Source organism: Thermoplasma sp. (genome assembly GCF_023256435.1).
Classification (GTDB): Archaea; Thermoplasmatota; Thermoplasmata; order Thermoplasmatales; family Thermoplasmataceae; genus Thermoplasma.
This window is the reverse complement of the sequence record NZ_JAGDXM010000059.1, coordinates 1-20,638: the sequence shown is the minus strand read 5'-3', so window position 1 is coordinate 20,638 and position 20,638 is coordinate 1. Positions and strand designations below refer to the sequence as shown.

General features: G+C 44.7%; 18 protein-coding genes and 1 tRNA gene. 15 read left to right on the top strand and 4 right to left on the bottom strand.

The annotated features are described in order from the left end of the window. Positions 1-11 precede the first annotated feature (11 nt). Positions 12-2,672, bottom strand: coding sequence for a pyruvate, phosphate dikinase (gene ppdK, locus Q0C15_RS07940; RefSeq protein WP_297218168.1), 2,661 nt, complete (start codon positions 2,670-2,672; stop codon positions 12-14). Between the two features lie 141 nt (positions 2,673-2,813). Between ppdK and Q0C15_RS07935 the strand changes: the two genes are divergently transcribed. Beyond that, on the top strand, positions 2,814-3,521 hold the full coding sequence (locus Q0C15_RS07935) for an alpha/beta hydrolase (protein WP_297218166.1): 708 nt from the start codon (positions 2,814-2,816) through the stop codon (positions 3,519-3,521). Here the strand turns inward: Q0C15_RS07935 and Q0C15_RS07930 are convergent. After that, positions 3,511-4,269: a carbon-nitrogen hydrolase family protein gene (locus Q0C15_RS07930; protein WP_297218163.1), complete on the bottom strand. Its 759-nt coding sequence runs from the start codon at positions 4,267-4,269 to the stop codon at positions 3,511-3,513. The two genes, Q0C15_RS07935 and Q0C15_RS07930, sit on opposite strands and share 11 nt — an antisense overlap. Positions 4,270-4,278: 9 nt before the next feature. Next, entirely contained in the window at positions 4,279-5,463 is a 1,185-nt protein-coding gene (gene coaBC, locus Q0C15_RS07925) for a bifunctional phosphopantothenoylcysteine decarboxylase/phosphopantothenate--cysteine ligase CoaBC (RefSeq protein WP_297218160.1), read from the bottom strand. A gap of 195 nt (positions 5,464-5,658) precedes the next feature. Here coaBC and Q0C15_RS07920 point away from each other — a divergent pair, with 195 nt between their 5' ends. The 6 genes from Q0C15_RS07920 (at position 5,659) to Q0C15_RS07895 (ending at position 9,726) form a co-directional block, all read left to right on the top strand. Continuing rightward, complete coding sequence (locus Q0C15_RS07920; RefSeq protein ID WP_297218157.1) at positions 5,659-6,375, top strand: TrmB family transcriptional regulator; 717 nt, start codon at positions 5,659-5,661, stop codon at positions 6,373-6,375. A 2-nt stretch (positions 6,376-6,377) separates the two neighbouring features. Continuing rightward, complete coding sequence (locus Q0C15_RS07915; protein ID WP_297218155.1) at positions 6,378-7,223, top strand: deoxyribonuclease IV; 846 nt, start codon at positions 6,378-6,380, stop codon at positions 7,221-7,223. After that, positions 7,224-8,381 (top strand): DUF1015 family protein, encoded by a 1,158-nt coding sequence (locus Q0C15_RS07910; RefSeq protein ID WP_297218154.1) that lies wholly within the window; start codon positions 7,224-7,226, stop codon positions 8,379-8,381. It begins immediately after the preceding gene. A gap of 129 nt (positions 8,382-8,510) precedes the next feature. Then, positions 8,511-8,583 (top strand) — tRNA-Thr (locus Q0C15_RS07905). 44 nt (positions 8,584-8,627) lie between these two features. After that, positions 8,628-9,287: an adenosylcobinamide amidohydrolase gene (locus Q0C15_RS07900; protein WP_297218151.1), complete on the top strand. Its 660-nt coding sequence runs from the start codon at positions 8,628-8,630 to the stop codon at positions 9,285-9,287. A 166-nt stretch (positions 9,288-9,453) separates the two neighbouring features. Further along, positions 9,454-9,726, top strand: a complete 273-nt coding sequence (locus Q0C15_RS07895; protein WP_297218148.1) for a ubiquitin-like small modifier protein 1 — start codon at positions 9,454-9,456, stop codon at positions 9,724-9,726. 30 nt (positions 9,727-9,756) lie between these two features. Here the strand turns inward: Q0C15_RS07895 and pyk are convergent, their stop codons facing one another. Next, a complete protein-coding gene (gene pyk / locus Q0C15_RS07890) occupies positions 9,757-11,385 on the bottom strand; it encodes a pyruvate kinase (protein WP_297218145.1) in 1,629 nt (542 codons plus the stop codon). Positions 11,386-11,869: 484 nt separating this feature from the next. Between pyk and gdh the strand changes: the two genes are divergently transcribed. The 8 genes from gdh (at position 11,870) to Q0C15_RS07850 (ending at position 20,284) form a co-directional block, all read left to right on the top strand. Further along, a complete protein-coding gene (gdh, locus tag Q0C15_RS07885; RefSeq protein ID WP_297218142.1) occupies positions 11,870-12,955 on the top strand; it encodes a glucose/galactose 1-dehydrogenase in 1,086 nt (361 codons plus the stop codon). Continuing rightward, the gene (locus Q0C15_RS07880) at positions 12,946-13,782 is read left to right on the top strand and encodes a bifunctional 5,10-methylenetetrahydrofolate dehydrogenase/5,10-methenyltetrahydrofolate cyclohydrolase (protein ID WP_297218139.1); all 837 of its coding nucleotides are present in this window, start codon (positions 12,946-12,948) and stop codon (positions 13,780-13,782) included. The genes gdh and Q0C15_RS07880 overlap by 10 nt, the downstream gene beginning before the upstream one ends. Before the next feature lie 95 nt (positions 13,783-13,877). Next, positions 13,878-14,591, top strand: a complete 714-nt coding sequence (locus Q0C15_RS07875; RefSeq protein ID WP_297218136.1) for an NAD+ synthase — start codon at positions 13,878-13,880, stop codon at positions 14,589-14,591. Positions 14,592-14,597: 6 nt separating this feature from the next. Continuing rightward, positions 14,598-15,896, top strand: a complete 1,299-nt coding sequence (locus Q0C15_RS07870) for a sodium:proton antiporter (protein ID WP_297218133.1) — start codon at positions 14,598-14,600, stop codon at positions 15,894-15,896. Positions 15,897-16,198: 302 nt separating this feature from the next. After that, positions 16,199-17,452: a type II/IV secretion system ATPase subunit gene (locus Q0C15_RS07865; protein ID WP_297218131.1), complete on the top strand. Its 1,254-nt coding sequence runs from the start codon at positions 16,199-16,201 to the stop codon at positions 17,450-17,452. Beyond that, positions 17,449-18,291, top strand: a complete 843-nt coding sequence (locus Q0C15_RS07860; RefSeq protein WP_297218128.1) for a type II secretion system F family protein — start codon at positions 17,449-17,451, stop codon at positions 18,289-18,291. Before Q0C15_RS07865 ends, Q0C15_RS07860 begins: the two co-directional genes overlap by 4 nt. After that, positions 18,288-19,028, top strand: coding sequence for a type II secretion system F family protein (locus Q0C15_RS07855; protein WP_297218125.1), 741 nt, complete (start codon positions 18,288-18,290; stop codon positions 19,026-19,028). Before Q0C15_RS07860 ends, Q0C15_RS07855 begins: the two co-directional genes overlap by 4 nt. Beyond that, positions 19,025-20,284: a type II/IV secretion system ATPase subunit gene (locus Q0C15_RS07850; RefSeq protein ID WP_297218122.1), complete on the top strand. Its 1,260-nt coding sequence runs from the start codon at positions 19,025-19,027 to the stop codon at positions 20,282-20,284. Before Q0C15_RS07855 ends, Q0C15_RS07850 begins: the two co-directional genes overlap by 4 nt. Positions 20,285-20,638 lie beyond the last annotated feature (354 nt).

Genomic DNA, 20,638 nt, shown 5'->3' with positions numbered 1-20,638 from the left:
TAATTTATTTTTCAATATTTGGCCGTTTGGGCTATTTCCGGTTTTTCCCTCGCTATGTTTGATCTCGCTGCGGCCAGTCTTGCCACTGGAATCCTGTGCGGTGATGCGGATACATAGTCCAGTCCTATCTCATCGCAGAATTCAATCGTATCAGGATCGCCGCCCTGTTCTCCACATATGCCAACTTCCAGATCCGGCTTTGTTCTCTTGCCTCTCTCGACCGCGATCTTCATCAATTCTCCGACACCATCACGATCAACTGAAGAGAATGGATCGCTCTCGAGTATTCCATTTTCCAGATAGAAGAACATGAACTTTCCCTCTGCATCGTCCCTGCTGTATCCAAAGGTCATCTGTGTCAGATCGTTTGTGCCGAAGGAGAAGAAATCCGCATATTCAGCTATCTTGTGTGCGGTGATGCAGGCCCTCGGTATCTCGATCATCGTTCCGAACTTGTACCTCACCTTCTCATGATTCTTCACGGATTTTGCGGTTTCTTCAAGCCTAGCGCGTATCTTCTTAAGTTCGTTCTGATGACCTACCAGAGGGATCATTATCTCCGGGTATATGGTCCTCCCCTCCTCAATGACCTTCACAGCTGCCTCTATTATTGCTCTGACCTGCATGTCATATATCTCCGGATACACAAGTCCGACTCTGCAGCCACGGAACCCAAGCATGGGATTGAATTCTTCAAGATCACGAACCGTTTTGAGCAATCTCTCTAGGTAGGGCAGATCCTCTCTGTTTCCCTTGCCACTGTTTATGTCATATATCTGTCTCAATATATCTTCCTTGTTTGGAAGGAATTCATGCAGTGGTGGATCTAGAAGCCTGATTATCACGGGGTAGCCCTCCATGGTCCTGAAAAATTCCACGAAGTCATGCACCTGCATTGGGAGAAGCTGATCCAGATACTTCTTGCGCTCTTCAGTCGTTTCACTCATTATCATTGATCGCATTATGCCTATCCTGTCATTTCCGAGAAACATCCTTTCCGTCCTGGCAAGGCCGATACCTTCAGCGCCATTTTCCCTGGCCAACTTTGCTTCCTCTGGAGTGTTCGCATTTGCTCTCACTCCAAGCCTCCTGTATCTGTCAGCTATCTTCAGTAGTCTGCTGGAATACTCATCAATAGTGGGTTTCTCGACGGGAAGTTCACCCTCATAGAAGAATCCAGAAGTTCCATCAATGGTCACCACATCTCCTTCCTTGAAAACCCTGTTTCCTATGGTCACTGTTCTGTCGTTGACATTCACTGACATGGCTTCAACACCTACAACGGCTGGTTTCCCCATAGCTCTTGCAACGACTGCTGCATGCGATGTCATGCCACCCTTCTGGGTGAGGAAACCCTCACATACCGCCATGCCTCTCACATCATCTGCTGTGGTCTCTGGCCTTACCAGTATCATCTTTTTGGCCTTTCCGATCTCCAGTGCACGTTCTGATGAGAATACGATCATGCCAGAGGCTGCACCTGGAGATGCTGCTAGGCCTTTTCCCAGCGGAGTTTCCTTTCCGGTGACCTTGACCTGAGGATGCATTATCCTATCGAAGGTTGAAGGCGTTATGCGCATCAACGCTTCCTCTTCAGATATTATTCCCTCATCAACAAGATCCAAGGCTATCCTGATGGCAGCCCTTGCGCTTCTCTTTCCAGTCCTTGTCTGGAGAAGGTAGAGTTTTCCGCGTTCTACTGTAAACTCAATATCCTGCATATCTCGGTAGTGGTGCTCAAGTATGTCGCAGGTCTTCATCAGATCGCTGTAGACTTGTGGCATCTCGTTCTTCATATCATCAATGTACTTCGGCGTTCTGATGCCAGCTACAACGTCTTCGCCCTGGGCGTTTGTCAGATACTCCGCGAATACCTTCTTTTCTCCAGTATTCGGGTCCCTCGTGAAAGCAACACCTGTTGCAGAATCGTCACCCATGTTTCCAAAAACCATCGCAACTATGCTCACTGCAGTTCCCATGTCATCGCGTATTCCATTCATCTTTCTGTATGCAACAGCTCTCTTGCTGTTCCACGAATTGAACACGGACTTGATTGATTCAACCAGCTGCGTCTGTGGATCCTGAGGAAACGACTTGCCATATTTTTTATAAATGGTATGGTATTTATCTATCAGCCACTGAAGATCCTGAACTGTGAATCTATCTTCGTCGTAATGTTTTTTTGTTTTCAGTTCTTCTATCATTCCTCTGAACTCTTCATGAGGTAATCCATAAACTATCTCTCCGAACATCTGTATGAGCCTTCTGTAGGCGTCCATGGCAAAGCGTCTGTTATCCGTCATGAATGCGAGGCCTTCAACCGTTCTGTCATTTAGGCCGACATTCAGAACGGTATCCATCATCCCAGGCATGCTTACCGGTGCACCGGATCTTACCGATACGAGAAGTGGATTCTTCTCGTCGCCGAATGATCTTCCCACCTTTTGTTCCAGATCATGCAGCGCCTGCATCACCTGATCCATCATTCCCTCTGGAAAACCCCCATTCTTCAGAAAGGCTATGCATGCCTTTGTTGTGATAGTGAACCCTGGCGGTACATTCAGACCTATCTTTGTCATCTCAGCAAGGCCGGCTCCCTTTCCTCCAAGGAGGTCAACCATTTCTTTTCCTCCTTCATCAAATCTATAGACAAATTTCTCTTTTTGCGCCACGCCTTCCTATGGAATGATATAAAAAGATTTTTGCGGAAAATTTTATGTTAAAAATTTTTGCTATACGAAAATCATCAGTAAAATAACGTAATTCGAAGGAAGCATACAAGCTTTATATAACATGTGTGATAAAGTTTATATATGGACAGGCATTCGATAATGACAAGTTTTGGAAATCTATCATACCTCGAGCGGCCCGGTTCATATCCACTTGTCTTTCTTCACGGACTTGGTGGATCCGGCAACAACTGGCTGAGGCTTGATCGTTTTCTTGATCAGCGTTTTCGCATGTTATGCTTCGATCTTCTGGGGCATGGAAGGAGTGATAAACCCAGGATAGAGTATACAATTGAAGTTCAGGCATCAGCTGTTATGGATGCTCTGAACCGAATGGGAATAGATAGATTCACTCTCGTTGGAAACTCTTATGGTGGCTGGATCTCGCTTTACATAACTGTGAAGAAGAAGGCACCTGACTATCTGGTGCTAGTTGACAGTGCAGGTCTAAATCCAACCATCGCGGAGATAGGCGAAGAGGCTCTTGATAAATTTGTTAAGAAGGTCATGTCTGTGGAGGATGGTAACGATGAATACATCATCAGGAATATATCCATAAACAACTCCAAAGAAGAATGGAAAATGAAGGAGGATGATCTCAGATCGATAAAGGCCAAAACCTTGATAATATGGGGTACAGCTGATAACGTACTGAGCATAGACTATGGAAGGAGATTCCATGAGTTGATTCCGAACAGCGAACTGTACGAGATACCCTATGCAAGGCATACACCTCAGATAAGCCATCCGCAGATAGTGGCCAGAATAATCAACGAAAACATCAGAACTTGATCACCTCAATTTTTGCGAAGGAGTATGTACCAGGATCTTCCTGGAATCTTCTGATCCTTCCGTCTTCATAATCCTTTATATTTAAAGTGACATCAAACTTCATATCGCTGGCCACAGCCTTTCTTATTCTGTATCCGGTCCCATCTTTGTACGGCAAAACTGCTATCGAATGTCCGCCAAAAGGTTCCGAGAGAGAATTTATTGATATGACTGGCACACGGTTTTCTAGGGATCTGGCTGATACGTAGAGATGCCATTCTTCCGTAAAATTTGATCTTATCAGTGATGGATTGACTATCATGTTGCAACCTTCTCTCATCAACACCTTGCTGTAGTATGGAAAGTCAATATCGTAGCATATGGAAATGCCTATGGAAAGTCCATCCCCTGAAAACACACGGATTGAAGATCCGGCGGTGTATCTTCTCGATTCATCTGCATAGAGTGAGATCTTGTCCTGATGGCCGATCAGCTTTCCATAGTGAAATAGATAAGATCTGTTGTACAAAATATCATCATCGCTTATGCTGAATGACCCTGGAATGAAGAGCGGAATATGGCCAATATCTAGGCTTTCTATGACTGACAGAATTTCATCCTCTTTATATTCCTCTGTTGTCCATTTTTCTGGAAATATGATCATGTCGGAATTCGTTTCACGTAGCGATTCCTTCATTGCATCTAATGCACGGGCCTTTTCTGTTCGTCTTAACTGAAAGCCCGTTATCGTGATAGTTTCATCAAACATGATATGTCCTCAGATCATGCTGGATATCTGTTCAAGGAGCATCCTGGTCATCATGGGCTTCGGCGCATCATGGAGGATCTTCGATCCATTCTTCCATGCGAAGCGGTAGCTGTTTCTTACCTTCCCAAATGGATCCTTCTCATAGGTGTTTACGACGGCAAGATCGACCTTTCCTTCGAAGTGGCTGATCGCATCCTCGTTTATATCATCAGTTAGTCTGAATGCCACAAGTAGACCATTGAATTTCTTTCTTAGCTTATATATGAGCTTCTCTCTCGGTTCTAGGGTAAGTCTGAGGGTCTCGTCGCTGCTGTACTTCTTATCGGATCTTTCGGACACCTTGAAATCCGGCAGTGCAGCGGTGACGATGACTGCATCGTAACCCTTCTCGATCTCCTTGAGCGATCTGTCTTCGAATTCATCCATTGACTTTGCATGTATGTAATTGACATAACCAGGAAGATCGTACTGGGTATTGCCAATGTAGGTTATCATGGACGCGCCCATCCTGTATGCATTCTTTGCAGCCCAAACCCCGGTGAATCCGCTGCCAGCGTTGGTTATCGATCGTATGGGATCGATTGGTTCCTCGCCCCTTCCAGATATTATCATTATCCTCTTGCCAGCGAGAGTCTCATGCGTCGCCCGACATACCTCGTCCACTATAGAAGCATTGCTGCCCAGCTTTGCCTTCTCATCGTCATAGATTGGCTCAACGAACCTGACACCTAGATCTCTCAATTTCTTCACGTTTTCCAGGTTTATTGGATTCTCCATCATGCTTTTATGCATTGCTGGTGCAACAACCGTCTTTATTCCATGACCGAAGGCAAATGAAAAGAAGAGCGACGGTATGCTGTCTGTTATACCGTTGGCCATCTTCCCTATGGTATTGTACGATGCTGGTGCTATCAGAAGTATCTTCTTATCTGGGTTTTCTGTGAAGAGTGTTATATGCTCTATACGACCGGTGATCTCAGTGACAACATCTCTTTCAGATGCCCACTTCATGACCTCTGGACTCACCATTGCAGCTGAACTTTGACTCATCCCGACTATGACATTGGCACCCTCTCGCCTGAGGTCCCTGACAAGATCCGGTATTCTGTAAATGGAGATACTCCCGGATGTTGCAACTATGACGGTATAACCCTCGAGCATCCTCGAATATGAATTTTCATCATAGGGTAGCATACTAGTATATGACGTCACGATAGAAATACTATTGTTGTACCATGGTTTTTCAAATTTTTTCTTCAAATTTTTGCATAATAAATTAGTTTCATACATAATTATAATTATCGTAGAAATCATTTAATATTGGTAAATACGTAAAAATTGCGTGATGAAAATTGAAAAGGTTTTTAATTAATAATAATATTAGTAGTCGTGGAAGCTAATAACGGTAAGATGGAAAGGATTCAGGAGATGCTTCGCATGTTCGGGCTCTCCTCTTATGAAGCTCAGGGCTTCGCGGCGCTTGTTTATCACGGAGTTGCAAACGCTGATACGATAGCTAGCACCGCCAACATACCCAGAACATCTGCTTACAAGGTCATGGAATCGCTGGTGAAGAAGGGTCTAGCGAAGGCCACAGAAGGGAGACCGAGAATGTTCAAGCCGGCGAAGATGGAGGAGATAAGGGATTACTATGAGGAAAAACTACAGCAGCTGTTCAGGGATCTTAAGGAGCTTGAAGATAATGCTCCGTCAAGAGGCGAACCGCAGCTTATATACACGATAAACGGTGCACAGAAGGTCATGGAGAAGATCGAAGAGATGATAAACCTCACCGAACATGAGATAATAATCTCAACCCCAAAGATAATTGAAATAAGGAAGCAGATGAAGAAACCCATTGAAAATGCCATAAAGCGTGGTGCCAGGGTTGTCTTTGTAATACCACCGAACAAGAGGGTTCCTGCCAATGTGATAGTCTATAGGAGAGACGGTTTGATAGCCACAGATATCGTGAGTGACCAGAATAGAGCTCTGATCGCTGGTCCTGACCTTGAGACATGTGGGTACAGCGATAACCCTGTCCTCAGTATGCACGTTTACCAGTTCATCAACATACTGATAAATAAGCCAGAGATCCAGGGATAGCATTGATAGGGGAAGATCTGCGTAATCTCTCAAGGAAGTACACTATAGGCGGGCACATATCCGTTGCAGGCGGTCTGCATAAAGGTCCAGAAAGGGCTAGCGAGTTTGGCTTCCCTACCTTCCAGTTCTTTTCGAAGAACCAGATGCGCTGGGCCTCGCCGCCGTTGAAGGACGAAGAGGCGGAGGCTTTCATAACTGCAGTTGACAGATACAGCATCAAGAGCACCATGATCCATGCTTCCTATCTTATAAATCTGGCATCACCAGACGAATCGTTATATAGGAGATCGGAAGAGGCATTCCATGACGAGATCTTGAGATCGGACCGGCTTAGGGCTACGTTCCTCACTGTGCATCCGGGATCAAATCCAGACAGGAAGAATGGATTAGAGAGAGCAAGGGATCTGATCTCAACGGTTGGGAATCATAACGTGATCATACTCATAGAGAATACAGCGGGCCAGGGAAATGTGATCGGGACAGAACTTGAAGAGGTTGCAAGTATAATCGACGTATCAGATAAACGCGTAGGTGTATGCATAGATACCTGCCATGCATGGGCCTCTGGCTATGATCTGGCGCATTCATATGAAGCCTTCATAGATTCTCTGGACAATATTATCGGATTGGAGAGGGTCTACGCTTTTCATCTCAATGATGCAAAAAGAGAGATGGGAAGCAGGATAGATAGGCATGAGCTGATAGGCAAGGGGACGATAGATGGTGGGCTGATAAAGCTGATAGGTGACGAAAGGCTCAGAGAAAAGCCGAAGATCATGGAGACACCATTTGGAGAAGCCAAATTTGAGGAGAACCTGAGATACATTAAGTCGGAGATCGGTGAATAATTGGAAGTAAGAGCGTTCAGACCGCTGATATACAGGAAGGAGATAGACGGAATGATATCGCCTCCATTCGACGCGATAACGCCAAAGCAGGAGATAGAGCTCAAGAGGAATCCATATAACATAACATACCTGACGCTGCCAAAGGGTAAGGATGGAGTGGAACATGCAAAGGTAATACTGGATAACTGGATAGAGAATGGAGTTCTCGTCAGGACAGAAAGGGAATGCATCATAGTTCTGAAGCAGACATTTTATCTCGATAAGAGGCAGATCAATAGGTATGGTATCATAGCACGAGTTCGAATTTTCCCAGAAAATAATGATGTGATTCCACACGAGCGCACTTTTGAGGAATTCGTCAGAGACAGGGAGGTGTTGATGGATGGAATCGGATGCCAGCTAGAACCTATATTCCTGGTCACCATAAAGAATGATCTGCCCCAGTACCTGAAATCAATAACCGATGGAATCAGAGAGGACAACAGCTACGCCGGTCCAGAAGGGGTAGAAAATCATGTTTATTACATCTACGATCACAAGGAAATACAGAGGATAATCAACATTCTGAAGAATGATGTAGTTATAGTTGCCGACGGACATCACAGGCTTCAGGCAACGAAGAACATAGCGGCAAGGAAGACAGGCAGGGAGAAGGAATTCTGGAGTTACGCCATGTCGTACATAACATCGATACATGAGGAAGGGGTGCTCATCGGAGGAGTGCACAGAGTGGTTTCCAGCAAATTCAGATTCGATCCTGAAAAAACTTCAAGATATTTCCATATGGATCAGTGTGACCGCATATATGGCAACGATGCTGTCATCTACGATGGCCATTTCTACTGCATAAGGCCGAAAGAAAATATGTACGACAACACAATAGACACAATAAACGATTTTCTATTTTCCAAGGCTATAGGCATGTCCATGACTGATCTGGAGAACGAAACGATATATACGCATGATTATTCAGAGGTGATCAAGCTTGTAGATTCAGGCAGTTTTTCATTTGGAGTCATCATGCCAGACTGGAACAAGGATCATCTAATACGTCTTCTTCTATCCAGGCGCATGCTTCCGCAGAAATCAACATATTTTTACCCAAAGATCCCTTCAGGTATATCAATCGACAGCATCGCTGAGTTTGAGAATTTCTGATCTTCTGACAGAAATATTTTTGTGATCGTTAACAATTCAACCTCAAGGCATCGAGGCTCTCGCTTTAGTCTCGATATAATATGCGAGGATCGATGTAGGCGGTTTGTCATAGATGCCGGAATTGGAGATGCCACTGTAGCTCAGTCGGTAGAGCAGCTGATTCGTAATCAGCAGGTCGGGGGATCGATGCCCTCCAGTGGCTTTGAATGAATTCTTTATTTTTAACATCATCATTTCATTGACATCATGGCCGATAAACCTTACAGATTTATTGAAAAAAGCGATTATTATCTCATTGATTTCGAACATGAGGTAAAGGCTCTCAGTTCTGCACCCTTTAATGGCGGTTTCGGATTCAGATCGAGGTACATAAACAGGCATGTGGATCATGACTACAGGGGACCGGTGAAGACCGAGGTTGAAGAATTTCTGATTTCAAACAAGATGGATGGAAGAGGGACGGTAGTGACTCTCACTGCGGCTGCTGTCACAAAATATGTGTATATGTCGAAGAATATAAATGACCGGTTTATCGATCTCTTTCTGACCGCGGGCTTTGACAACGCATTATCAATAGGCAATCCATTGGGCAAGCCGGGAACCATAAACATAGCCGTGGTCACGGACATTTCACTCAATGCCTCCGCCATGGTGAACTTGATGCAGTCTATCGTCGAAGGAAAGGCGCAGTTCATGAACGATGCGAAGATACTGGATACGAGAACCGGAAGACCATCTCCGGGCACGTCGACAGATACTGTATCGATCTTCGTAACAGATCCTGAAGGAAATGTCGAATATGCCGGTAGGCTAACTGAGGCCGGATATTATACTTCAATGATCGTATATAATTCGCTAATGCTTTCCAGCGCCTTCATAGGGAAACGGACATGCTCACCTCGCTAAGACCTGGATCTTTCTTGCTCATATTTTGTAAAAGCCCGAATCTATTGCGTTACTCTAATCACCTTCAGTGGGAATGGATCCCTGAATTTATGATAAAACTAGATCTGACCCGGGCGGCGTATTGAGAAACTTGCATGCTTATATAACATAAATATATCGTTATACCATGGTTACCGTGAGGTATTATGCAACGCTCAGGCCAATTACAAAAAGGAAGGAAGAAACAATAGATGGAGTGAAGACTGTATCTGATCTCCTTGAAAAATTGAATGAAGAATACGGTGAGGATTTCAGAAAGCAGATGTATGATGGCCAGAGCCTTTTCAAAAATGTGATAATACTTGTGAATGGGAACAACATCACAACGATCAAGGGGCTAGATACTGAGATCAAGAACGATGATCGCGTAGACCTATTTCCTCCAGTCGCCGGAGGCTGATCTCTCTCTAAACTCAGAAATGTCCATTGATCAGCGCTGCGATGATGTCAATATTATGCCAGTATTTCCATCGACAAATATACGCTCGCCCTCCAGGATCTTTCTCACCAGTCTCGTTTTTGTGACAACGGTCTTTCCATTGAGAGAATCGATTACCGATGGTTTTGGATCCACAGTGAAGATGAACGCTTTGAAGTTTTTATTTGGGATCTTCCCATCTTCAACCACAAGGATGTCGCCATTTCCATTGTAGGTTGCCGTTCCGTTGACGCTCTCACCAAATGAATAGCCCCTTCCTATGAATTTACCCACCACGGCTACCTTGACATCGTTCGTACCGCCGAAGGTGAAATACGGATCGCCACTGGTTATGACCAGCTTGCTCCCATCGGCGAACTGCCCCGACCTAGCGATATGATCCATGATCTCAGAGAAAGTAAGTTTCTCGGCGTCACCCTCCATGTGCATGGGCATAACGCCAAAGTAGATGTTCAGTTTCCTTGCAAGATTATCGCTCACCGTGGCCGCATATACCATGGCCTTCGGCCTCAGCGATGATATCATTCTCACCGTTGATCCGGTATGCGTCAGAGCAACTATACCGTCACTCTTGATGTCGTCAGATAGTATTTTTGCGGCCCTAGCGACAGAGTAGGCAATTGTATTTCCTTTGAAATAGTAAGATGAATCAAAGGTAACGCGTTCTTCAACGTAATCAGAGACTTCCTTCAGGGTTCTAACCGCCTGAACTGGGTACTTTCCTATGGCGCTTTCTTCAGATAGCATTATGGCGTCTGCGTTGTCAATTATTGCGTTTGTTATGTCGGATATCTCCGCTCTGGTGGGTGAACTGTTGTTAACCATCGATTCAAGAACCTGAGTGGCAACTATCGTGAAGTCTCCATCCTCATGCGCTATCTTTATGATCCTCTTCTGAGCAAGAACCACTTCCTTCAAGGGCAATTCAACTCCAAGGTCGCCGCGTGCAACCATTATTCCATCGGAAGATCTGACAATATCTTCTATGTTGTCCAGCCCACTCTTTGTCTCTATCTTCGATATTATATACTGGTCCCCACCACTGTCCATGACGAAATCCCTGAGTTCATTTACATTATCTGATTTCTGGACAAACGAAAGTGCGAAGAAGTCAACACCCTGACTGATTCCTTCCTTGATGAACGATCTGTCTCTATCCGTTATGGTACCAAGTTCTATGAAGCGGCCGGGAATGTTGACCCTGCTTCTGTCTCTCAGAACGCCGTCGTTCAGGGCCTTTATCGTGAATGGATCTGTTTTTACAACCTCAAAAGATACTTCACCGTCACTCATCAGTATCTTGTCACCAACCTGAACTGATGAAAGCGCATTCATGTTGTTGAGTACCAGATCTTTGCCCATGACATAATTAGTTCCGGATACTATGCGCAGCAATCCTCCATTGAATTCGCCGGTCCTGAGTTCAGGGCCCTTGAGATCTATCATGACACCGACGTTCCTGTCCAGGGATCTGACCAGCTTCGTTATTTCCTCCACATCCTTGATATCTGCATGTGCAGAATTGATTCTTATGAGCGATAATCCGTTTTCCATCATCCCCTTCAGGATATCCGCTGATCTGCTCGCAGGCCCAATGGTAGCAACTATCTTAGTTTTCATGGGGATCACCAGCGTCTAAATCGAAAAGATACAAATTTGAATGAAGGATCTTCATCGATCTGTCATTCGACTTATGGGATTTAAAAAATATGAATTCAACGGCTTTCCTAAGTAATGTATTGCATGTATCGGAATATGAAGGGTAACTGTCTTGGACGGTGCAGCGTTTTATCCCGGAGATCTTAAAGGTTCCCAAATTGGCATACATCAAGTATGGTTATGCTTTCATTGCAATAAACCCTACGATCGGCATCATTGGGAAATTTGGCGCACATTTACAAGAACAAGCATCTTCAAGCTTATTCTTTGGCTATGGATAGAACCAATCCGCGAAGTACATCACAGCGAATTAGTTCCTATTGTTTCCAGGGCAGATTCCAGTTATGCAATGATCGATGATACATCCCTATGAGATATTATGGTGTTATTTCGAAATCCGTGATTCCCTAGAAACTAATTAATAATATCTTATATTTCCGCATCTATGTCAGAACAGAAAGCCATAGTGACTGATGCTCCTAAGGGCGGCGTCAAATATACCAGCGTGGATTTACCTGAACCAGAACATTACGATGCAAAACTTTCTCCTGTCTACATCGGGATATGCGGTACGGACAGAGGAGAGGTGGCGGGCGCACTTTCATTTGCCTACAATCCTGAAGGCCAGAATTTTCTGGTTCTTGGCCATGAGGCGTTGCTCCGTGTCGATGAAGTTAAGGATAACGACTACATAAAGAAGGGCGATCTGGTAGTGCCATTGGTACGCAGGCCGGGGAAGTGCATCAACTGCAGAATTGGCAGGCAGGACAACTGTTCAATAGGCGATCCTGACAAGCACGAGGCAGGTATAACTGGTCTTCATGGCTTCATGCGCGATGTCCTGTACGATGATATAGAATACCTTGTGAAGGTCGAAGATCCAGATCTTGGTAAGATAGCAGTGCTCACCGAACCGCTGAAGAATGTGATGAAAGCCTTTGAGGTTTTCGATGTCGTATCCAAGAGATCCATATTCTTCGGTGAAGACTCCACCCTAATAGGTAAGAAGATGGTCATAATAGGGAGCGGCAGCGAGGCCTTTCTCTATTCGTTTGCAGGCGTAGACCGCGGCTTCGATGTCACAATGGTGAACAGACACGACGAGACGGAGAACAAGCTTAAGATGATGGACGAGTTTGGGGTGAGCTTCTCGAACTATCTCAAGGATATGCCTGAAAAGATAGATCTCCTCGTTGATACAAGCGGGGATCCAGCGACCGTATTCAAATTCATAAAAAAGGTCAACAACAATGGCATAGTAATACTGTTTGGAACAAACGGCAAGGCTCCAGGCTATCCTGTAGATGGAGAGGACATAGACTACATAGTTGAGAGGAACATAACCATAGCCGGATCCGTTGATGCCGCTAAGATACATTATGTTCAGGCACTGCAATCCCTGAGCAACTGGAACAGGAGGCATCCGGATGCAATGAAGAACATGATAACCTACGAGGCAAAGCCCTCCGAGACAAACATATTCTTCCAGAAGCCGCATGGTGAGATCAAAACGGTGATCAAGTGGCAGTGAGGATACTTTCTGGAGAGGAGATAGCGGAGAAAAAGGCCAATGATCTGCGGGCCAAGATAGAGAAGCTTGGCCTTGAACCATCACTCAAGTTAATTCAATTAGGAAACGACGAGGCCGCATCAATATATGCGAGGGCAAAGATCAGGCGGGGAAAGAAGATAGGCATTAAGGTCGATCTTGAAAGATACGATGAAATCTCCGCATCAGATCTTTTGAGAAGGATAAAGGAGATCGCAGACGATCCAACCATAAATGGCCTCATGATAGAAAACCCGTTACCAAAGGGTTTTGATTATTACGAGATAGTCAAAGAAATACCATACTACAAGGACGTTGATGCCCTATCTCCATACAATCAGGGGCTGATCGCTCTAAATCGTGAGTTTCTGGTTCCAGCCACACCGAGGGCTGTGATCGATATACTTGACCATTATGGATACCATGAAACAACCGTTACGATAATAAACAGATCTCCTGTGGTAGGCAGGCCACTCTCTATGATGCTGCTAAACCGTAATTATACAGTATCTGTATGTCACAGCAAGACCCCGAATATAACCGCATACACGAAGAATGCAAAGGTTGTGGTTGTCGCAGTGGGAAGGCCTGGATTCCTGAAGAGCAGTATGGTTTCAGATGATTCGGTGGTCGTAGATGTCGGCATAAACTACGTGAATGATAGGGTGGTTGGCGATGCCGATTTCGAGGATGTATCCAAACATGTGGAAGCTGTAACGCCTGTACCGGGAGGGGTAGGCCCAATAACTGCCACAAATATTCTGGAGAACGTAGTCAGGGCTGCAGAGTTTCAGAAACTGATGAAATGATTTTTTCATGAAAATGACATGCGAATGAAATTCCAGCGCAAGACAACGAAGTTTTATAATTAATTTGTAATACGTTTATCCGTATGCCCGAGTATATGCAGGAAATTGAGAGAATCTCTGATTTTCTCAGAAAGGTTCTTCAGGATAAGAATGCCGTAATAGGAATAAGTGGAGGTATTGACAGTTCCGTCACTCTTGCACTTCTTGCAAGATCGATACCCAAGGAGAGGATAATCGCGGTTTTCATGCCGGATAGGAACACACCGCAGTCTGATTATGACGATGTAAAGAAACTGACCGAAGGTCTCGGCTTAACGTACAGGCAGGTCAGGATAGATCCTATGGTTGATTCCTTTGTCGAAACACTGGCGGCAACGGACAGATCGGCCATAGGTAATATAAAATCGAGAACACGCATGATCATACTCTATTACTTTGCCAACATAAGCAAGGGATTGGTTATCGGCACAACAAACAGGACAGAACTCCTGCTCGGATATTTCACAAAATACGGAGATGGAGGCTGTGATGTGGAGCCGATAGAGCATCTGTATAAAAAAGACGTATACGCAATCGCCGGAATACTTGGCATACCAGAATCAATAATTAAAAAGAAGCCGACTGCCGGTCTCTGGGAAGGGCAGACAGATGAAGGAGAGATCGGGTTATCGTACACCGAGATGGATGAGATACTCATGGATATATTCGATAGAGGAACTTTCATGGAGAAACCTGAGTACAAGAGGATAATGGAAATGCACAGATTGTCTGATCACAAGAGAACGATGCCATATTCATTGGAAAAATGATGATTGATGACGGCCATCTTCCCATTTGGTTATTATCTAGACGTGAGCCTGATTCTCGTTTTAGGAGCCATGGCTCTGCCCATCTCGAGGAAGATGTCCGTTGTTGAGATACCAATACTTGTTTTCCTTGGAATAATAATCGGGCCGATACTGCATCTTATAAGTCCCGGTTTTTCCGTTTATCTCTTCTCATCATTCGCCGGCGTAGGCCTTGGAATGATGGGCCTAGTGATAATACTGTACAGCGAAAGCCATAACATGAATCTGAAGGTTCTCAGAAACGAGTTTTACAGAATAGCGTCTCTGGATACGTTGGGGGTGATCATAACAGCCATAGTGGCAGGCGCGGTATTCACACTGCTGACTGGTGCACCGATCATCATCGGTTTCCTGTTCGGTGCTATAGTCTCTCCAACCGATCCTGTAACGTTAATACCCATGTTCAAGAGGGTCAAAGTTTCTGAGGATATATCAGAGATACTGGTTGGCGAAAGTCTTTTCAATGATCCAGTGGGTATAATACTTGTATCTGTCGGAATCGCGCTGCTGGCGCCGGATTCGTCATACGTCTCCTTGTTTTCATCAATGGTGAAGATAATTTCCTTCTATCCATCGGTTTTCTTCTACTTCATAATTCAGGTGGCCGTACCTTCGGTTGTTGGTATAGCCATAGGCTTTGCGGTGATATACCTTGATAGGAGGATAAAGTTTGAAAATTATCTTACTGCAATGCTTCTAGGTCTTGTCATATTCGAGTTCACGGTGTTCGAGAGCCTCTCTATAACCCCATTTCCGGCCATAATAGCTACCGGTGCAATAGTTGGCAACTTTTCTGATAAAAACATATTCTGGTCAAGGGAACAGAACTTCCAGGAAAGTTTGTCCTTTCTCAGTGCCGCCGTTATCTTCATACTAATAGGATCCTCCTTCACCCTGTCTGAGATCATAGCATACCTTCTCCTTGGGCTTGTGCTCACAATGCTGCTCATATTTGTCGTACGTCCACTGGCCGTCTTCCCGAGCATCAGAATAGCCGATCTAGGAAAACCACGCATGAATGGATATTACAAGGTTGTCGCTTTCATATCGCTTGTTGGCCCCCGTGGAGTCGTACCAGTAGTTCTGTCTACATTGCCCTATGTGGTCGGAATTGAATATAATATCCCAGTTCTTGTGACATGGGGTCCGCTGATAAGCGTTTCCGCTCTCTTCGTCGTTCTGTTCTCCATAGTCATTCAGACTGTCTACACGCCCATAATAAGAAATATTTTCCTGCCCGGTTCTGAGAACGGATCAGAAAAGTAGTATCTTTTATTGAAAAAGGTCGCAGTTTACAAAAAACAGCAGGACTCCAATCATCAGCGATTAGGTGTACGGTTTTTCTGCGGTGGGAATAATCAATATAAACTTTGCAGGATTTGTAAAACGATACTGACGCGATCCTAACGTACGCCTGTGGATATCACAGCGTTTTTTCAGCTTATTATAGTGTATGCAGATATCCCTTCACCGAAAGGAAGTTTGAAGATTCAGCTCAAGGGTAGATCACATGCGAAAAACCTTCCGATCGGATAAAGTTTAAAATCCGGTACATTGGATTTCATTCCGTGCAGGCTCAATATCGCAACGAGGAGGGCATACGTTATTCTATCGAATCTGGGGACTATATGCGTATAGTGGAGCCTGACATGGAACAGAACGTAAAGGACGCAATAAGGATGGTGATAAATGAAATAACGTCGATCTCCGGAGAGATATCACAGTGGAATCTGAGGGAGATCACTGCAAGATACAGAAATATCTATCGGATAAGGGATCCTTTCATTCTGGATTATTTCATCAATAGATATCTATCAGGTCTCAGAAAAATCTATCCGCTGTACATAAACGATGGGATAGAGAAGATCATAGCAAACGGCTATGACAGACCAGTGATAGTCCAGGCGAATGGGCGCTACTACGAAACCAACATAATATTGAACCGTGAGGATCTGGATTCCATAGCCATCAGGATCTCGCAGATGATGGGTAAGAAGATATCTAGTGGTAGTCCGATTGCCTATGGAACCTTTCAGAATTTCAAGGCTCTGGTCACGTTCGGTGACGATGTCACGCCAATGGGATCCTCGGTATATCTGGAGCGCAAACGCACTGTTTCAGAACCTGAGATGATGTCAAGGATGAAGAAGCCTCAGGTCTCGGCCTATCTTAGCATAGCCCTTGAGAATATGAGATCGATGGTCATAATAGGACCGGAAACGCCGATGAAGATATCGATAATCTATTATCTCATAGGGATGATAGGCATTGAAAAGAAGATCGCATACATAGGCGAGAACGGTAGATACGAGTCTCCAAGGAACGTAATATATATGAGTCCCAGAGAAAAAACAGTCTTCAATATGGAGATCAGCAAGGTTGATCTCATAAACACAGCCATGAGGCAGAGGCCAGATTTCATAATCGTAAACGGTCTCACGGCGCAGGATCTTCCTGCAGCCGTGCAGGCAATCACAACAGGGCATACTACAATATCTGCTATGGATATCGATAATATAGAAAATCTGTCATCGCTGTTTTCTGATCCCTCAACCGGACTTTCGCGAGATATGATATCATTATTCGATATAGTTATACAGCTCTCGGAAGACGGGCAGTACGTTCATTCAATTTATGAGTACGATAGAATAGAGGGATCCGAAGTTTTATATAACGTTCCTTTCAGGGCAAATGAGAACAGGGATCTGATTTTTAGTGGATACAGCGGCATATACAGGAGTATAGTGAGATCTATTGGAGAAGCTGAATTCAAAGCGCTGCTTGATGATCGGATCAGGAATTATGCGGAGGGCAGGGCATGATCAGATATGCGGGCATCAGGTCGGCCATAGATGGAAGCATTGCACGCATCATACCTAAGGCAACCGTGAAGAAATACGAGGATCTTATGGTGAAGGCTAGGATGAATGCAGGGGCAATGACATACCTGATATCAGCTTATGAATATGCCCTTGGAGGAGCGATACTGATAGTCTTGGTTGCTCTATTGTCATATTTTTTTGCGCATGCATACTGGGTGATGATCTCATCAGCCGCTTTTCTGATATACGCGATAGCTATCTATTACCTCTTCACGCTGCCGGAGATCAGGGTGAAGGAGATAAAGCACGGCGTGGAGTATGTTATGCCAGATGCCCTTGCCATCGCTTACAGTCTCTCACTTTCAGGGGTATCAGCCGATTCCATGATCAGGGAGCTTGCTGGGATAAAGGAACTTGGGGAATTCGCAAAGGAATCGCAGAGGGTAAACTCCTTCATGTTTGCGATGGGTTATGACTTTCTGAGCGCGCTGGAACGCAGCGAGAAGGTAAGCGCTTCGCCAGATTTTTCAAGGTTTGTCTCTGGGATAAGGCTCTCGATCCTTCTAAATTCGGATCTAACGGCATTTCTGAGGGATCGTCTTGAGTATTACAGGAGAATTCAGGAGAACAGATCAAAGCTCTCTCTAGATTCTCTAGGTCTGGCCGCTGAGAGCTATGTGGCCGTCGCAATAGCATTCCCAATACTGCTCTACCTCACCGGATCAATAATATCAATAAGAAACAGCTCAGTGCTGTTCTTTGCAATATCCATGCTGTTGCTGGTGTCCACAGCCATAGTGATAGGGTATTTCACCGAGAAGATAAGGGGTGAAGTATGAACAGATGGATCTATTCGGCCATAATAGCACTCATAGGAATAGTCATGGGCGGTATACTTAAGAATCTCATAATAACCATAATATTTCTGTTTTCAGCCGTTATGATATTAATAGGCGCAGGTTTCATAGATACTGCAAAGAACACCGAGTCAAAGAATATGCAGGTACCTTCACTTGTCAGGGATCTTTCGGGCTATTCGAGCTATGGACTGTCCCTCTATTCGGTTCTACGCATGATAAAAAATGAGGATCTTGGACCAATCCGAAAGGAGGTGGAAAAGGCCATTGAGATGATGAAGAATGGAAACACCATAGAGGAAGTATCTAATTATCTTGAAGGCAGTTCATCGCCGGATCTTGCCCTTGTCTCGGCTGTATTGAAGAATGCCGACAACACTGGAAAAGCAGGCGAGACGCTGCAGTTCCTCTCAACCTACATGAACGAGAGGTCCACAAGGCTGAAGAATGTTATACAGACCTCAGAAAACTATGTTGGCCTTGTGATAGGATCTTTCCTTATATTCGTACTGGTGATGGTGATAGTGGATTTCTACTTCCTTCGTTCAAATGGTCATGGTATGGTCTTTCTTTCTTCCATAATCCTCTTAGCTCAATCTTATGCCACTGGTTTCTATCTTGGAATAGTACGATACGATAGTATCATACCAGGGTCGCTGTATGCAGGCATGCTTAGTCTTGTGACAGGACTCCTCCTTCTTCTGGCGGGATCGCTATGAGTGTTTACCAGGTCAAGGGCAAATATTCAGATGATATCGCAATAATGGCTCTGCGTTATCTGAGCAGTGCACATGAGATATCGCTCGATGTTTTTTCCGCACAGAACAACATAGATGCCATAACGAGATCGCAGATCGAGAGATTTGTTGATGACTACATCAACCGTATGGGAAAGGTTGAACCGCTTGTTGAAGATCCGGACATAGAAGATATAACGGTACTACCTGAGAACTATGTCTACATATACCACAGGACGCTCGGCAGCATGCGTACAGACATATTCTTCACCGAGTATGAAGCTGGAAGATTCGCAAAACATCTTGCCCAGAGATCAGGAAAGACGCTCTCTGTTTACAATCCCATAGTGGACATTTCGTTCGGAAATTTGAGGATAAACATAGTGCATCACGACGTGGCCAGACCAACGATATCCATAAGAAAACTAAGATCTAACCCATACAATCCTGCAAACCTGATAGGGAACGGCACGACATCCCCTGAAATTATGGCTTATATCTGGGAGGCCATAGAATCAAGATTGAATATAATTATAACCGGCTCGACCGCAAGCGGGAAGACCACATTTCTCAACGCAATTGCCATGTTCTTAGGTCCGCTTACTAACGTGGCCATCATCGAGGACACGCATGAGCTCAATCTGAAGGGTAAAAATATGATGCTGCTTCAGCCTAAGCCTGGGGTAGAGGATCTCTCTATGCAGTCCATAATCGACATAATTCATTATAGGAGCCCGGATTATCTCATTGCCGGTGAGATCAGAGGAAACGATATAAACACGTTCTTCAACTATCTGGCCTCCGGTCGCAAGGGAATAACAACGGTGCATTCTGGAAGCCCGGCCGGACTTATCCGGCGGCTCCGATCACCCCCATTGTCCATTCCAGAATCAAGCCTGATGAACGTGGACATCATAGTGGAGATGAGAAATGATGCAAGGCGCTATGTCGGTAAGGTCTCTGAGATCCATATGGATGACGGGATCCTTCTGAACAATGTATACGAATATTCTGCCACGGGTTATCAGGCATCAGGTGTGAGCTACGCGATCAAGAAGATCGCTGGGCTGAAGGGCATACCAGAAGCTTTCGTGGAGAACAGTATTGCAAGCAAACGTGATCTTCTTTCCGGACTCGATCCAAGGATTGGAACAGAAGAATTCTTGGCCGCCATTTCAAAATTCCAATTGAGCAGGGAGAAATCCTCTGAAGAGAGAAAAGGTGACAGAGATCCTTGATGATGGCAGATCGTATTGGGGTCCCACAAATATGATGGCTTCATTTGAATGGCGCGATATCAGATTCCTACATCAAAATTTATACACAGATACTATCCGCATGCTTCGACCGGATATCAGGATCATGATCTTGCCGCATTAACAGGTATCTGGTCCAACAAGATGAAGCGGTTTGAATAGAAGTTAAAGAGAAGTCAGGGGTTTGGCGAAAGCAGTAAAACTCCCTCTTCGGACATGAGATACGCGGACTCCCCTCAATGGAAAGATCTATAAATTATCCTTACATATTTTTTGAATCCTCCACGATAACCAAGTGGATGATACTTTAGTAAAATCGCTGAGATCCGAATATAC

Coding starts and splice junctions, on each gene's coding strand:
- Q0C15_RS07930 (WP_297218163.1), bottom strand. CDS start 4,269: ATGTTTGATGAAACTATCACGATAACGGGCTTTCAGTTAAGACGAACA.
- Q0C15_RS07900 (WP_297218151.1), top strand. CDS start 8,628: ATGGCCGATAAACCTTACAGATTTATTGAAAAAAGCGATTATTATCTC.
- Q0C15_RS07850 (WP_297218122.1), top strand. CDS start 19,025: ATGAGTGTTTACCAGGTCAAGGGCAAATATTCAGATGATATCGCAATA.
- coaBC (WP_297218160.1), bottom strand. CDS start 5,463: ATGCTACCCTATGATGAAAATTCATATTCGAGGATGCTCGAGGGTTAT.
- Q0C15_RS07855 (WP_297218125.1), top strand. CDS start 18,288: ATGAACAGATGGATCTATTCGGCCATAATAGCACTCATAGGAATAGTC.
- Q0C15_RS07860 (WP_297218128.1), top strand. CDS start 17,449: ATGATCAGATATGCGGGCATCAGGTCGGCCATAGATGGAAGCATTGCA.
- pyk (WP_297218145.1), bottom strand. CDS start 11,385: ATGAAAACTAAGATAGTTGCTACCATTGGGCCTGCGAGCAGATCAGCG.
- Q0C15_RS07935 (WP_297218166.1), top strand. CDS start 2,814: ATGGACAGGCATTCGATAATGACAAGTTTTGGAAATCTATCATACCTC.
- Q0C15_RS07875 (WP_297218136.1), top strand. CDS start 13,878: ATGCAGGAAATTGAGAGAATCTCTGATTTTCTCAGAAAGGTTCTTCAG.
- Q0C15_RS07870 (WP_297218133.1), top strand. CDS start 14,598: ATGACGGCCATCTTCCCATTTGGTTATTATCTAGACGTGAGCCTGATT.
- gdh (WP_297218142.1), top strand. CDS start 11,870: ATGTCAGAACAGAAAGCCATAGTGACTGATGCTCCTAAGGGCGGCGTC.
- Q0C15_RS07895 (WP_297218148.1), top strand. CDS start 9,454: ATGGTTACCGTGAGGTATTATGCAACGCTCAGGCCAATTACAAAAAGG.